Annotated in this window: 13 protein-coding genes and 1 pseudogene; 9 read left to right on the top strand and 5 right to left on the bottom strand. The window is 57.7% G+C overall.

Annotated elements, in window-relative coordinates:
- Positions 1-8 precede the first annotated feature (8 nt).
- Complete coding sequence (locus tag ACSMXM_RS03770) at positions 9-752, bottom strand: PEP-CTERM sorting domain-containing protein (RefSeq protein WP_460314077.1); 744 nt, start codon at positions 750-752, stop codon at positions 9-11.
- Between the two features lie 511 nt (positions 753-1,263).
- On the opposite strand from ACSMXM_RS03770, the pseudogene ACSMXM_RS03765 reads away from it, so the two are divergent.
- The 4 genes and pseudogenes from ACSMXM_RS03765 to ACSMXM_RS03750 all read left to right on the top strand — a co-directional run.
- Positions 1,264-1,503: pseudogene (locus ACSMXM_RS03765) on the top strand (IS630 family transposase); the annotation flags it as partial.
- 459 nt (positions 1,504-1,962) lie between these two features.
- Entirely contained in the window at positions 1,963-2,145 is a 183-nt protein-coding gene (locus ACSMXM_RS03760) for a hypothetical protein (protein ID WP_460314076.1), read from the top strand.
- 357 nt (positions 2,146-2,502) lie between these two features.
- On the top strand, positions 2,503-2,970 hold the full coding sequence (locus tag ACSMXM_RS03755) for a DUF411 domain-containing protein (RefSeq protein ID WP_460314074.1): 468 nt from the start codon (positions 2,503-2,505) through the stop codon (positions 2,968-2,970).
- A gap of 439 nt (positions 2,971-3,409) precedes the next feature.
- A complete protein-coding gene (locus tag ACSMXM_RS03750; protein ID WP_460314072.1) occupies positions 3,410-3,841 on the top strand; it encodes a PaaI family thioesterase in 432 nt (143 codons plus the stop codon).
- A gap of 523 nt (positions 3,842-4,364) precedes the next feature.
- On the opposite strand, the gene ACSMXM_RS03745 is transcribed toward ACSMXM_RS03750, so the two are convergent.
- The gene (locus ACSMXM_RS03745) at positions 4,365-4,787 is read right to left on the bottom strand and encodes a cupin domain-containing protein (protein WP_460314071.1); all 423 of its coding nucleotides are present in this window, start codon (positions 4,785-4,787) and stop codon (positions 4,365-4,367) included.
- Between the two features lie 365 nt (positions 4,788-5,152).
- Positions 5,153-5,446, bottom strand: a complete 294-nt coding sequence (locus tag ACSMXM_RS03740) for a class II aldolase/adducin family protein (RefSeq protein ID WP_460314069.1) — start codon at positions 5,444-5,446, stop codon at positions 5,153-5,155.
- A gap of 67 nt (positions 5,447-5,513) precedes the next feature.
- Between ACSMXM_RS03740 and ACSMXM_RS03735 the strand changes: the two genes are divergently transcribed.
- From ACSMXM_RS03735 to ACSMXM_RS03715, 5 genes are all read left to right on the top strand, one after another.
- Positions 5,514-6,734: a cytochrome P450 gene (locus ACSMXM_RS03735; RefSeq protein ID WP_460314068.1), complete on the top strand. Its 1,221-nt coding sequence runs from the start codon at positions 5,514-5,516 to the stop codon at positions 6,732-6,734.
- Positions 6,735-6,961: 227 nt separating this feature from the next.
- Entirely contained in the window at positions 6,962-7,156 is a 195-nt protein-coding gene (locus ACSMXM_RS03730; protein ID WP_460314066.1) for a DUF6961 family protein, read from the top strand.
- Entirely contained in the window at positions 7,156-7,338 is a 183-nt protein-coding gene (locus ACSMXM_RS03725) for a hypothetical protein (RefSeq protein WP_460314064.1), read from the top strand. The genes ACSMXM_RS03730 and ACSMXM_RS03725 overlap by 1 nt, the downstream gene beginning before the upstream one ends.
- A 43-nt stretch (positions 7,339-7,381) precedes the next feature.
- Positions 7,382-7,960 carry an SOS response-associated peptidase gene (locus tag ACSMXM_RS03720; protein WP_460314062.1) on the top strand — a complete coding sequence of 193 codons (579 nt, stop codon included), beginning with the start codon at positions 7,382-7,384 and terminating at the stop codon, positions 7,958-7,960.
- A 397-nt stretch (positions 7,961-8,357) separates the two neighbouring features.
- Positions 8,358-8,585 (top strand): hypothetical protein, encoded by a 228-nt coding sequence (locus ACSMXM_RS03715; RefSeq protein ID WP_460314061.1) that lies wholly within the window; start codon positions 8,358-8,360, stop codon positions 8,583-8,585.
- A gap of 158 nt (positions 8,586-8,743) precedes the next feature.
- Here the strand turns inward: ACSMXM_RS03715 and ACSMXM_RS03710 are convergent, their stop codons facing one another.
- The gene (locus ACSMXM_RS03710; protein WP_460314059.1) at positions 8,744-9,325 is read right to left on the bottom strand and encodes a hypothetical protein; all 582 of its coding nucleotides are present in this window, start codon (positions 9,323-9,325) and stop codon (positions 8,744-8,746) included.
- Between the two features lie 1,488 nt (positions 9,326-10,813).
- The gene (locus ACSMXM_RS03705) at positions 10,814-14,485 is read right to left on the bottom strand and encodes a YobI family P-loop NTPase (RefSeq protein ID WP_460314057.1); all 3,672 of its coding nucleotides are present in this window, start codon (positions 14,483-14,485) and stop codon (positions 10,814-10,816) included.
- Between the last annotated feature and the right edge of the window lie 492 nt (positions 14,486-14,977).

Genomic DNA, 14,977 nt, shown 5'->3' with positions numbered 1-14,977 from the left:
CCAAAGTGTTAGCCAGTCCGCCGGCGGCGGAATGCGCCCACGCCGGCCAGGCCCAGCCCGAACAGTACCACTGCCGCAGGTGCCGGCACGTCAGCCGGAGGCGGTGCATTGACCAGTTCCCGAGTTATTGATGCGATGTCGAAATCTGTCCCGATGATCTTCGAGTCGAATATGACACTTAATCCATCAATGTCTGTAAAATCGATGCTGCTATAGTCGGAGAAGTTGAAGAAGACGCTTTGCGGGCCGCCGTTGAGGCTTGCCTCCAGCCGCGTCGCGGTAACGGTTTCCATCGTCACGCCGCTATAGAACGTAACGCCAATCTCGACTTCCGCGTCGCCGATTCCGGAAGACATGAAGAGCCGATCGATGTTGACCGCTACGCTGTCATACGCCGCAGCAAAGTTCGAATTTTCAAAACCGAAATAGTCGAGCTGAAGAAGGCTGTTGGCAACGTTGCCATTGCGAACTTCAATAACGTCCGAACCCGCCGCATTTTCGGCGCTGGCGCTGCCGCCGAAGCCACGCCGGGTGAGTGTTGCCGTGCGCGTGCCGCCAAGGATATCGGCTGGTTCGCCTGTTTGCGTGTCAGTGACGGTGGCGCCATTGCTGGTCAGCGAAAAATTCGCATTCATTATGCCGTTGGATGGATCGCTGTCATCCTGAATGAAGTCGACGTGATTAGCCGTCGCTGCCGAGGCCATGCCGAGGGCCGTGCCAGCGATCAGGGCGAGAGAGAGGGAGGTTCTCATAAGTAAGCCTTTCCGCCGTCGAAAAAAAAAGAAATTAACGGCAGCCTGACCAAAGCATGTAGCGTGCCAGAAAAGGTTTTGTGCCTACGTTCAGCAGCTTAGGGAACGACCGGAATGGATATCCGAGGAATACGTAAATATTACCGACACTTACGTATATTTTGACTGCGCGCGGCGATGCCTCCCCGACGTATATGACGCGCAGGCTGGAAGCTCTCATGTTAATAGCTACGCATTCATCTCCCGCCCGGACGCCCAACCTTAAGAGGCGCATGCGCTATTGGAGCAGTTTCTACAGAATTGGCTGGTCGGAGCACTTTGTGGCTGTGTTGTGATTCAGACTTCCTGCTGGTGGCGGGAAGCCAGCATGGATAGCACGAACGCTTTCAGAGGACCTGCGGGAAAGGGTTGTTGCGGCGATTGAGGACATCAGGGGTTGCCACGCGGCTGCTGCACATTTTGGGGTCAGTGCCGAGCGCGATCCGCTGGCAAGAGCGCGCCCTCGGGCTTACGCGCAAAAAAGACCGGGCACGCGACCGAGCAGGGCCGCCCCGACCTCCTGCCGCAGCGCCACGCATGGTTCGACGGCCAGATCGATCTGGAACCCGAACGTCTCGTGTTCACCGCTGAAACCTGAACCGCCCCCAAGATGACCTGTAGTCATGCCCGCTGTCCGAAAGGCGAGCGGCTAAGAGTGGGCTTCCCGCACGGGCACCAAGAGACCGCCACGCTGTTTGCAGGTCTGCGCATGGAGGACGACTGGCACACTAATTTGTTCGGCGAGACTCCCCTTTCGGGGTCGCGCGGCGCTATGGCGTAGCTCCGCGGCTTGGCGTTCCAGTCCGATGGCTTACGGTCCGATACCTTTACCGCCTTCGACTACACCTACAGAGTCCCCGGGGTCTTCACCCAGGTCGAGTACGAAGCCTCTCTCGTCCTGACTTTGGCGGCGAGCGTCCACGTGGATTTCCACAGCGCGTTCGGCACGTAGTTCAGTCGCTCCTTTTTGCGCTCTTCCGACCAAGCAATTGGAGGGTGCGGGGATCGTTCGGCGACGGCATCACGCGTGTGCGGGGGACAGAATTGTTACTGCAAATCCGGCAGGAACGTTTCACGATGACGATAGCTGTGTCTTCGTTGATGCAGACGAACCCGATCTTTTAGACCTTGGTCGACGCGAGCTCCCCCTGACGCCACGGCAAGTCGGTATGTGGGAAAGCATGGCAAGGGACGCACCGGAATAGGGACCTACTACAGCGGCGAGCCGGCGCTGGAAGAGAACCCCTACCGCACTCGCTTACCCCTAAAAATCCATGTCTATATTCTAGACGAAGTGACGCTAGAGAAAATCAGCTTGTTTGCAGATGCGGAGAACCTGCTCGATTTCCGCTAGACGAATTAAGGTCCTTTATTGCTGCCTCGGCGCCAGCGTGCGATGGAGCGTGGATGCCTGGCCCGCTGGAAGGGTTCATCCTGAACGAAGGCTTTCGCTACGGTTGGGAGGGCACTGACCGACTGTGCAGACCCTCCGACCTCTTCTTGCAGGCGAACGGGAAGCATAATAATTGCACGAAATCGCGATCGTGGTTGACCAAGTCACGAACTCTGCCGTTTACAAAAAATCGATAGCGCTCCGCTGCGTTGCCGGAGCTATCACGAGCGGGACTGCAGCCGAGCAGCAGGTTCGATAGACTAAACGAGCCGGCTCGTCTGCAAAGACCGCGTGCGCACTAAACCAAAGGAACTTCTTATGATCGCAGCCATTCGACTTGTCGTTTTTCGCCGAACTTTAGCCGGGTCACTGGTACTTTGTTCTGCGCTGAGCGCCTGCGCTGCGCAGGCTGCCACCTACACCATGTACCGTGATCCGAACTGCGGATGCTGCCTCGACTGGGCTGAGCATGTCGAACAAGGTGGCACGAACAAGGTGACCGCAATCAATCACCCGGACATGGCGCAAGTGAAGACAGAGCGCGGGGTCCCGGCTGACCTGCGATCATGCCACACTATGATCGCCGACGGCTATGTAATCGAAGGCCATGTGCCGGAAGCGGATATCTCACGCCTGCTGAGTGAACGGCCTGAGAACGTCACCGGCTTGGCGGTCGCTGGCATGCCGATGGGTTCGCCGGGGATGGAGCATGGTGACCACCGCCAGCCCTACGAGGTGATCGCTTTCGGCCCTGAGGGCCGCAGCGTCTTTGCAACGTATAACTGACCCGGCGCTGCAAGAGCTACGCCACGAGAAAATCCGTTTTTGTCCGTTTCCTCGTGATCGCCTCGGCTGCACGAGAGTGCAAGTTACTGGCGATTAGTCACGATCAAACGAGCGAATAGCGGAGGTTCGAGATTTGAGTTCCAGTTCACGTCAGCTTTACACCCGTCTCCTCGTAGTTGCAGACCGGCAGCTACCGGTCCAGAAGACGCAATAATTGGTCACGTGAATGAACGGCCGGTCTTAACGGCCAAGAGGCTTTGTGAATGTTGCCTTGGTTCGCGGCGGCTGCCCGAAAGGCAAAAGAGGGCAATGACAACTTCTCGCGCACTGCTCGGACAACCGGCCTGACCGGCATCGCCGTTAAAGACGACATCGCAAGTTCTCTTAACCTTTCTGCTTCCGTCAGGCATCATATGTAGAGCCGCGGGGAAACGGACGGATGAAAATGACGATGGCGAAAAGTCTTACCGCAGAGATGACAGAACGACAAAAAGGGATGTTGCCCGGTGAACTTTTCCTTGAGTGGAAGGAAGTCGGCGAGGGACGCGTCAGTGGATGCTTTACCGTAGCGCGGCGGCATCTCGCACCGAACGGCTATCTGCACGCAGCCTCGATCATTGCGCTCACCGATTCCGCCTGCGGCTACGGATGCTTGGCATCACTCCCAGATCGGGCATCAAGCTTCACCACCATCGAACTTAAAGCAAATTACCTTGGAACGGCGAAGCTAGGCGAAATAGTCACCTGTGAAGCTCGCCTCGTCCATGGCGGCAAAAGCACGCAAGTGTGGGACGCAGAGGCGATCAACGAGGCAACCAGCAAGAAAATTGCTTTGTTTCGCTGCACGCAGATGATCATTTACCCGCTCTGACGCGCGAAGAGGGCGCTCGGCTCTAAGGTTCCTTAGTGTACCATTGCGTTGTAGCGATCCGTAAGGGCCGCGGGCCAGCCAAGCTCCCCTTTTCCCAACATCGAAGCGAGGCAGGTCACGATTTGTCAGTCGAGCGTTGGGCGACGGCTGCCGCTTCGTCAAAGAAAGACAGCTCTTAATAAACCGAGCAGTACCGGGAATGACGTCGGCGGGAGCCGCCGTTCGTTCAGTTGCTCCCAGACGGAAGCTTCGCGCCAATTCGGCGCATAGACGTCAAGTGGTGCGACCTTGACGACTGCCGTTGGAGTAGGGGCGATAACAATAGTCGAGCTCATATGACTCTTGGCAATCTGACCCCGGCGGAAGATCTCGCCGGATCAGAATTTTGCCGGCCCCCGATCAGGGGTCAAAAGCCGCAAACCAACGCTGGACTTGAGCGCCAACGCCAAGCGCTTGAGGTGACAGGTGCCCTAGCGCTCAAGCTGGACCCTGGGTGGGGGGGCGGTCAGCAGCCGGTCCCGGCTCAGGCGGGCTCGACATTTTTCGACGGCGGCGTTTCGCTCTGCCAGTCGGACCTCTTGGTTCGATACACTTCCGCAATGCGGTCCCAATGGCCTTCGTTATTGCCCTTGAAGTCGATGTTGAAATGCGCGGCGTTGCGCACTTCAAGCAATTCGAGTCCGTCCGGCCCGACTTCATAGGTATAGCCCGCACCGGCAGGAACGAACATGCCGTCACCCTTGCCGAGGGTTTGGCTACCCATTTTCAGGCTGCCCGCGAGGATGTAATATGCGCAGTCAGCATCATGGTTATGGCGCGGCAGGACATAATTGCTCTTGAACCAGGCATACATTATGCTCATCCCGTCGGGTCGCGGTTCCTTGAATAGAACCAAGGTCTTCTCTGCCAGACCTTCCTGCGCGCCCACGGCGGCGACCTTCTGCATGCCGGCCAGAGTCTCTTCGTCCATTGGCGCATAATGCATGGTAGCATCATCGAGATGGGTCGCATCCTTATGGCGAAAGATCTCGAGGCGCCTGTGCGGCTTGCAGGTTTTTGGCCGATCCATCTGAACTCTCCTCCATTTTGGAGATGGATAAGAGATGGGCGGGCACAAGACAATTCGTACCAGCGACGATTATTCCTTTGATCTAGAAAGGTGGTGTTGCACGGGATGACTAGTTCCGTGACGCCGCAATAGCTAGTCGCGCAGGCAGTCAAAATGATCCTACGGACCGGGCGCGCGCTTTAATAAAAACTTTCTAATGCAATTACTTATAGTGGGCTCCGTCATCTCAGGAATGGAAACGTCTAGCACACCTGACGCGGCCTGATGCTGTTGGCCAAGCAGCTATCGATCAAGATGGATCTCGCGGCGGGCCAAAGCTTGCCAATGGAAAGGGACACCAATTGATCTGCCTTCGGCACGACGCGCGGGCTCTCAGGAGTGGTGATAGGCGGGCCCTTGGCAAGCACCTCAAAATGCCATGCGATCCGGCAGCGATGTTCCAGCTTGATCGCGCGCGAATAGGCTTGCCAGATATTGCTGGCGACAATGAATACACCATGCTTCTTCAGCAGCGCCCTTTTGCCAGCCTTCAGCATTGCCTCTCAGCGAAAACGCGGCATAGACTCTACATCGCCAATGTTTGGATGACTGGAGTCTTCTACGATGCAATGCCCGTTTCTGGACTTGGATAACTTTGCCAACGGCACGCCGCGCGCACAGTTGAACGAGTTGCGTGACCGCAGCCGTATTCTTTGGGAGCCCGACGCATTCGCACCCGGGGGTCATTGGCTCGTGTTCCACCAGAAAGACATTGATCATGTCCTTCAGACGCCCGAGCTGTTCAGCAATAGCGAAGGCCCTTTGCTCGAGGACTTCCCGGCGGACGTGCTCGCGGATCAACAACAGAGCATGACATTCATGGATCCGCCGCAGCACCGGAAGTACCGCTCACTGGTCGACGGGGCGTTTCGTCCAAAGGCGTTGAAGGCGCGCGAGCCGGTTATGCGAACACTGGCCCGGCAGATTATAGACGGGGTGATCGATCGCGGTACTTGCGAGTTCGTAAACGAAGTTGCGATCCAGTTGCCGATGCGCGTGATGTTTCATGTGCTCGGTGTGCAACCAGAGGATCATGATTACGTCGTTGATCTGACCAATACGCTTGCACTGGCTGATGACCCCGACTTTGCAGAGAACCGTCAGGCCGGTTTTGCCGCATCCATAGAGCTAATCGACTTTGGCACAGCGCTCGCAGCCGATCACCGTGTTCACCCGCGTGATAGCATGACGATGGAGGTGCTGAATGCCGAACTTGATGGTGAAACCTTAAGCGACCGGGCATTTGGGCGGTTCTTCAACAATTTGATCGTTGGCGGGATCGAAACCACCCGTAACACGCTGGCTTGGGCAATGTATGAATTCGCGCGCCATCCCGACCAATATACAGCCCTTCAACAAGATTTATCATTGGTGCCAAATGCGCTTGAGGAAGTGCTGCGCTTTCACAACCCTGTGGTCTACCTGCGACGTACCGCAACTTGCGACCTTGATCTGGCAGGACAGCTGATAGCAAAGGGAGACAAAGTGGTTTGCGTGCTTGGCTCCCCAAATCGGGACCCTTCGTTTTTCACTGAGGCGGACCGGTTCGACATCCGGCGATCGCTGACAAATTCGCGGCGCAACACGCGCACTTTTGGTTCCGGCCCGCATCACTGTCTGGGCATCCATCAGGCACGGATGAACCTCACAGTCATGCTGGAAGAGATCGCCCGCCGCATCGACAACCCGCGCGTGATCGGGGAACCGCGGCACGCCCGTTCGATATTCATGGATGGGTTCAAGGAACTCCACATAGCATTCGATAGGCGAGTGACGGCGGCCTGACCCTCAAAATTCTATGGCAGGACGGCCGGCGGACTGTTGCCAATGGCATGCCTGCCGTTGTCGCCTAGAAAATTGGCAGTGCAACACCGAGGCTTTCCAGCAGCGACATGCTTCTGCCACAGCATGAGCGCGCGAAGCGGACATGTTAGATGCGCACATGTCATCAGGGGGGGAGCCTTCCTGAGCAGCGCCTTCCTTCAAAGGCCTGATTCGTTAAAGGTTAAGGTATGCTGTCTGACTGGGAACTCTGGGCAATCGCCAATCGCCTGATGGTTGATCACGGACCAGATGCGGCCATCGAAGCTGCCCTTCGTGTAGATGAGATGTTCGAACGAAATGATCTTGATGGCCAGCGCACCTGGATCTGTGTTTTGGACAGGATCAAGGAATTACAGGCGGAGCCTCTAGGAATGCTGAACTGATGGACGCTGAAGATGATGCTTTGGTCACCATGATGCACGGCCGTGCTGTGGAAGTGCATGGTGCTGGAGCTGCGGAAGCCGTCCGGCGCGCGATCGCGGCCCTTGAGGAAGAGGGGGAGCTCGACCGTGTAGCTGTCTGGGAAGCAGTTCTCGGGAGGTTGGAAGAGGTCGCCGGACGCTAAAGCCCGTCTGGACTTGGGATACGGGCAGCGTCACTAAGGTCGGATGTGTAACCTCTACCGCATGCGGTCGAACGCGAGTGAGATCGCTACCTTGTTCGGCGCGAAGAATGCCGCGGGCAACATTCCCGAACTGCCGGAGATCTACCCGGATCAGGACGCTCCCGTTGTTCGCAGTACTGGTGACGGCCCAGTCATCGAAACGTTCATCTGGGGCTTTCCGCCGCCAGGCGCTGTGAAGCGGCCCATCACGAATGTGCGAAATCTCGGCAGCAGCTTCTGGCTGTCTGCCTTGAAGCGCCCGGATCGCCGATGCCTCGTGCCGGTCACGTCATTCTGCGAATGGACTGGCGAGAAGGGAGCCAAACGCAAGGTGTGGTTCGAACTGACCGACGAACCGCTGTTCGCCTTCGCGGGCATCTGGCGACCAGTGGAAGGCGAGAGGCCACGCTATGCCTTCCTGACCACGGATCCGAACGAAATCGTCGGTGCCGTGCATCCTAAGGCCATGCCGGTGCTGCTTACCGCTGAGATTGCTTCCGTTTGGCTGGAGGCTGATTGGAGCGAGGCGCAGAGGCTTGTGGCTCCAGTTCCCGACGAGCGGATGAGGATGGCGGCAGAGTAGATAAATGCGACTAGGGTCCGTTGGGGGACAGTTAACCCTAGCCGCCCCGTAAGCAGAAAAGTTCCTGCCGACGAGTTACGCCAGAAAGCGCCTGCCAGAGATTTTCGCAACCTTAATCTGGATGCAAATTGCACCCAGTTTTCTATTTCGCTCCCGTGCTGCAACACTCAGGCACAAATGATCGCTGCGAGCTAGGGCCTGTTCAGGAGAGTCGGGGAACAAGCCCTAGCTGTCACGGGAACAGGTGGGAACCGTTACCGAGTCGCCCCAGATGTCTACCGTCCCTTCGGCTACCGACATTCACCTAGATTTGGTTGACCGATGTTCCATTTTCGTTCTCTTGTGCGGCATGAGTCTGCACGCCTTGATTCGCCGCGCCAGAACCGAAGGTGGGGCGGTGAACATCAAGATCATTCCGCAGTCGATGGGCGGCTTCCGAATAGCTGTGGGGCTTGAGCAATACGCTCGACCGATCACGATCTTCGCAATGAACTATGCCGCCGGCAGCAACCTCGAACTGGCCATCGATCAGCAATGCGGGGCGTGCTGTTCACATTGGGCCGACCTTGAGCGCCAGCGGGGGCCGAAGCACGGACCAGGCGGAATGCCCTTAGAAGATCAGTGACACCGCCGCGATTGCGAGCACCGCGGCGGTTGCCCATATCCAACCGTCGCCGCCCGCTGGTTCACATTCGCACTCGCTCATGTCGCGGTTGCATTTGGGGCAGGGTAGGTCGGTAATCATATGGGTGAAGGGGACGCCTTGGCAGTGTCCCCTTCAAATTAGAGCGCTATATCGCCGGTTGTGCCGGTGTAGGTAAGTTCCCACGAGGCTTGCCCAAGACCGCCCCCGCCAATTCCATTGTCATCGAACCACTTGTAACGCATCGTTACGTTGTCACGGCTCCAGACTGCAGTGCTTCCGCCGCGCTTGAATAAGGAACCGCGGGACTGGGTTGTGCCCGACGGCTGGCCATACTTCCCAGCAAGAGCAGAGAATACGTTGTCAGAGCAGCGCCCCGCTATCGAGCCGCGTCCTTTGACCTTTACGGCCTCCACCTTGCCGGTCTCATGCTGGATTTCGACTTCGGCATTACAGCCATCGATGACCGTTACATCTTCCACCTCGGTTTGCGTTTCGCCGTGCCATTTAACCTTCTTCCCATCTTGCGGGTACAGGGCGTGAACCTCATCGATGGTCATGTCGGCCCGAACCTTCTCCCAGAGAATGGGACGAGTATCTGGCCGTTCTGTTTTCAAAGAAACTGTCGCGGCTGTTTCGTCATGCCGCGCGTGATCTGCTGAGTCTTGTGCAAGGGCCGGGTACGGCGCCATGATGAATGCTGCCCATATTAGACGTTTCATGTTTCCCCCTTTTCGCGACGATTCGCGGAACTTGCATACCAAGTCGTTTCGGCAGTGTCCCTATGTGAAAGATCTACGGGCAAGCATGGCTAAGAGGCGGCATGAGCGGGCATCGACCGGTTGGCTCAGTCGGCCTACCTTAAACAATCTTGTGAATAAGCGGACATCCGTGGGGGCTTTTGGCTATCGGTCGCCCCAGTGTCCCGGCGATACATAGCAGTTACGATAAGCTCCTTCACTGAACCGCTCCCACTCGAGCACTGTCCCGGTCGCAACCATCGCGCAGCTGACCTCAACTTTGTCCGGCCGCCAACATCTCGCTGCGGTCCGCGTTCCACCGGCGCTGCCACCCGACACGCAGGATAGGGAAGGGGCGCCGGCAAGCGCCATATGGCCGCTCGAGAGCAGATGCGCCTGGACAGGCTGGAGGACCTGCACGAGGGCGGCCGTGGCCTCTTCCGAAGTAGCGGTGGGGCAGGGATGGCCTTTTCTGCAGGATCCGTCCGTCTCGCGCGCAGCAATGCCATTAAGGCGCAGGCGGGGGCCTTCCTCACACCACACCGGACCGTCCCCATCCCAGACGCGCGCCGGAGTGCAGGTGAAGCTAGTACCTTCGGGGATTATTGGAACTGAACTTAGGAGAAGGGAGAGCAGGATCATTCAAAGCCTCGCAGCGGACAGCGTTTACCCCACCGAGAAGGCCGGCCGACATGTTTGCCGTGGTGTCTGGCGAACCCGTTTAGGAGCGATCTTTTCCGCTACGCAACCATCGCAATGACTAACGAACTAAGTGCGCAAACAATACCCCACGGGCACCCTTTGCCGCGCAAAGAAGGGCGTTCTACCAGCTTCGGTACGTCCCGGTTGCAGTTGGCCCGGATCCGCCGTCTGTGAGTGATCGGCTGCGTGCGTTTGAAAATCCCTGGAAGCTTAACGTGCTCTTTGCGACTACTTGTGTACCGAACTACCGTGTCGCCGACCAATCGATTTAGGTTGCTTTTGACGGAGGGGAGGTTGGCCATGCTGCTCGAAGCGATGTCCTAAGGGCCGTCCGACGGTCTGATCCGGGTCGAGCCAATCAGCCGTGAAATAAACACGCCAACCCATCCACTTTTGACGTGGTTTGAGAGCCGGGGCTTTCTTGGCTCTTTAGCTCGTCCCTGACCCTCCCGTTTCACACCAAGTAGTGGGAGGCGAAATCACTGAACCACCGCGGGTGTCTGAAGCCGCCCGAATTGCTGACATTCGCGGTGTTTCCGTTGGCCCTCGAAAGAGGCCGTTCGTTCGCGCGGCAAGTTATGACTCTTTCTGGGCCGGTTGCGGACTGACTGCTCTCACTGCCCGGATCCGCGAAAGCGGCCGTTGCGCCTCGCAAAATTGGGTCCCACTTTGACGGGTTAGCGGACGCTCTCCGGATGCAATTCCAAGCTGATGATCAACGATCCATTCAGACATGATGGACACAGCACGGCGACCGGAAAATTCTCGTTACCGCCTGTGATAAAGGTAGACCACGATGTCGTCGCTCCAGACCGCCTCGCCGTAGGATGAGATCACATCCCTGTCGTCCAGCCAGCTCACCAAGGTGCGATTCTCCTCGGTATTCGCAAGTCTCGGCCGAGCGTATCCCACCGTGATGCCGCTGTAGGGCCTTGATAGCAGACCGAGAATTTCACGGACTTGCGACAAATCCATGGTTTGATGCAGTCCGTTGAGCAACTCGATCCGTAGAGGTGTTTGCTCAGCAGCGAGAATCAACGCTCTGGCCACCTCGAAGGTCATGCCTCTTAGGCTCACATCAGTCCTTGCCAAAATTGGCGCAACCAAGGCAGCCCTTTCGGGTATCTCCGCTATCTGGCCGAGATTCATAAGACCGATCACCGCTCGCTTGACGTCGTCCGCGATGTCGGAGCGGAGAAGCTTTTCCCGGAATGCGTCGTCGACCGGAATGGTAGCCGGGTCTTCGAGATAGGCGCTGATATTCCTGGCCACAAAGAGAACCTGAATATCCGCATCGTCGGCGAGCGCAGCGAAGTTCTCATCGCCGAAGGTCACCGCGTTCTCCTCAACGAGGATTCGGCGTTTCGCGTCATCGATTGCACTCGGGAAGCGTTTCGCCTTCCATGGCAAGGCGACAACGAATTCCCTATAGACGTCGTCCGGCAGGTCGCTGGTGTCGCGGAGGAAGTTCCGTAGTGCCAGAGCCTCGTCTCCCGCCGGAACCTCGGCCTCGAGGAGGGACGCCCTCACGCTGTCTTCGGACAGGAACTCGACCAGAGCGGCCGCCTCGAAGGTCTCGTCGGACAGGAATGCGACGCAGTTCGCCCAGGTCGGTTCGATCTTTGCGAGACGGAACAAAGCTGGACACCAATGATCCGGGACGCCTTCGAGAGAGGGGAAGACCTCACGCTGTCTGGAGATGAAGGTCTCGACTTTCTCGGCTTCGAGCGTGTCATGCGAGAGAACGTGCAGCATGGCCGAGACGTCTTCCTGCTCGTTCTCGTCCAGCCGCATGAGGACATTCTCGAAATATTCCTCGAAACCGTCCTCGACACGTTCGAGCAGCGGTCGACTAGCAGCCTCGCGCAAGGTCGAGAGGTGCCGACGATGTAGTGCATCGACGTCGGCTCGGTCGAGGACAGACGAAAGGATGAAATCGAGATTTCCGATCGTGAGGCGGTAATGCCCCGCCTCAAATAGCGAACGGACGATCTGGGGCCGATCCTCGAGCGTGGATAGGTCATCGACGGCGAGACTCAGAGGCTCGAGCCTGGAAGGTTCGAGACCTTCGGTGAGAGCGAGGACGTCGGGAAGCGCCTTGGAGAGATACTCGCAGAGTTTCGGGTGCTCGCTAGCAAGCTTGCCGAGAAGCTCGGACGGCACCTGCTCGATCAAACGCGCTAGGTGATCGTCGCGCATCGAACTTTCCAGCATCGCCGGGACGAGCACGGGCCAAGCTGCCGACAGGCCAGTCAGCAGCTCGTCCACGCGCACGCCGTTCGAATAGTATGCCCGAAAGAAATCTTGGTGGTTGGAAAACTCGTTTGCGAGGAACGTGAAGAGCCTCGATCTACGCTCGAGCTGACCAGGCTCACCGAGCAGGACATCCACGAGCTTTACGTTCAGGACGAAGGATTGGCCAAAGTCCTCGGCCCGCATATTCTCGATCACCTCTTCGGCGTTGTCGATCGGAAAGTCAGGCTCCGGAGTCACGAACCCTCGGATATGACGGAGGAACTTGTTGTCATTCGGCGAAAGGCGGCCTGAATGGAAGAGTGAGGTGTATTGGTAGTAACTGTCGTCCAGATAGCCTTCCAGGAGAAGGAAGCGAGCTAGTTCGCCTCCATCGCCAAGTTTCGCGAAGGCCTCGCTCAGTTTTGCACTGTCCTTCCTCAGCAGTACGTTGAACTTGCTCGTGCGGACCGTCTTGATCCTTGCGCGCAGTTCAGCGATCCGACCATGCGCCTCATCCTTGCTCTCGCGTGACTTCTTCTCGATCAGTCCGACCCTGGCGGCGTAGCCCATATTCGGATCGACATCGGACTGGAGATCACGAATGTCGTGCTGACTTATACCGCCGTGATAGCCAGCTTGGACATGCACCCGATCCATCCCGACGATCTCGTCGAATCTGTCGTCGTCGACCAATTGGTTGACCGCGACCATAGCCTGCCTGCTGGTGCCGACGCTGCGGAGATCAGCGGGCAGCTTCTGGACAAGAGCCATTGCATAGCTGCGACGTAGTTCCTGGATATCTCGCGGGATCTGTCGCTCCGCGGCCTCGATGCCTTGCTGCAACTCATCAATCTCCAATCGATATGCGCGCTCGGCATCCGCGATGAGCTGATCCCTCTGGTCGAAGATGGTGGCCAGGTGACCTTCGCCTCGATGCAGCCGCTCGAAGTCGCGTGGATAGGTATTCTTGTAGATGAGCACGGCGAGCAGCTTGTTGGGATCGAGGGAGTTCTCATCGTCCGTTTCGAGGTTCGCGACGTAGATGGCATACTCGTTGAAAATGTTCTGGATGAGGCGCAGATCGTTGAGATACCGCGAGACTTCGCGCAGGAAATCCGGATCTAGCCGGTCCTGGAGGGCGAGCCGCTCACCTTGGCGGAGGACCATGTCGATCGCGTTCGAACTGTTGATTATCGGGATCACCGGAATGAGGAACTCGAAGAACTTCGTTCGATCGGTGTTCGCGAACATATCGTCCCGCAACGCGTAGAGGAACTGGACGCGACGCTTCACGCCGACGTAGCCGTTCACCAGGCTGTTGATCTCACGGAGCGTCACGAAGATGTCGGAGTCGTCGAACCGGTCGAGATCTTCTACGACGACGAGCTCGTAGTCGGTCGACTGGAAGAAGTAGACGATCTCGTCGAGATGACGGTTCAGTATCGACGACTGGTCGGTCGCGGCGGGCCCCAGCTCGACGTTCTTCAGTGATATGCTCTTCAGCGACACACCCAGACTGGCGACATAGATGTAGTGGACGACCGTGTAGACGAAGACGGTAGCAAAGCCGAACATCGCGTAGTCGAACGAGTTCGTTAGGGCGAATGGCTTGAAATAAGCTCCGGACAGTATGGCCGCCCGCTCGGCGAACACATACCATAGCGCCATGAGTCCGAGGAGGATGTAGAGCGACCGCAGTTTCGACCAGAAATCAGGCGAATTAATGCGCTTGAACCGCGACAACGGCAGTTTGTCGGCATCTGCGCCATAAAGGAGTTGCTGCAGGATGCTGCGCTCGATCTCCTGCTTGGAAACCGCACTCACTCCTTGCCCCGACGCGTGCAAGCGATCAGCAGGCTCCGCGTCGCCCGCCTCGGGCAGGAAAGCGGCCAGGGATATATGCAAGGTCGGTCGAGGGTGACGTTTGAGGAAGGTCCGAATGATGCTACTCTTCCCAGAGCCGTAAGGCCCGGTGAGTGCGATGTTGGAGACATCCGGGTTGTCCATCGCGGTCTGCAACGCTTCCGCGTAGACGCCGTTCGGGTCCGCCTCGTCGGTCGGTGCGAGATCGACGAACTGGGAAGCGGGCGTGGTCAATGCTGCGCGTTCGTTTAGAAACGCTGCCGCTCTTTCGAATTGCGCTGCGAACCAGCGTAAATATTCCGGAACTCTCCGGGAATCAGGTGTGGTGCGCTTGGTGGTCATCGGAGCCGAACTACCGGCTGACATCTCTATCTCCAAGTCCGACAAGAAGTGAATGCACTATTGGAGACACTCTGGGCTGCTCGATCCTCCTTCCCTGAGAACGGAATGCCGGTCAGCCATGAGGAACGACGCTGTGCTAGAATGGCGCATGTAGTGCCGACATCGAAATTTAGTGTCTCTAAGCCGCTGATCGGCAGATTTTGGGCAGTGAGCGGTATGTTGGCTCCTCCGCAGGACGCGCGGGCTAAATTGATGTCCGCTTTTAGGAACGCGACGGAGAAGCGTGAATGGCCGGGATTGGGGCGCATTGCCGCCTGGCAGCTCTTCCTGAAACCCGACCAGCAGCTCATGGGCCGGAAGGAGACTGTCCGGCTTTCGGGGGTTCAGTGGCGATAGCTGCCGTTCGGCTCACCACCCTGATCGTCGCTCCGCCCCGGCACGCACAGTCTATCGAAAGACCGACACCATCAGATGCGCCTCAGTTAGCAGATC

This window comes from Pacificimonas sp. ICDLI1SI03 (assembly GCF_054740865.1).
This window is presented reverse-complemented; position numbering and strand designations above follow the sequence as displayed.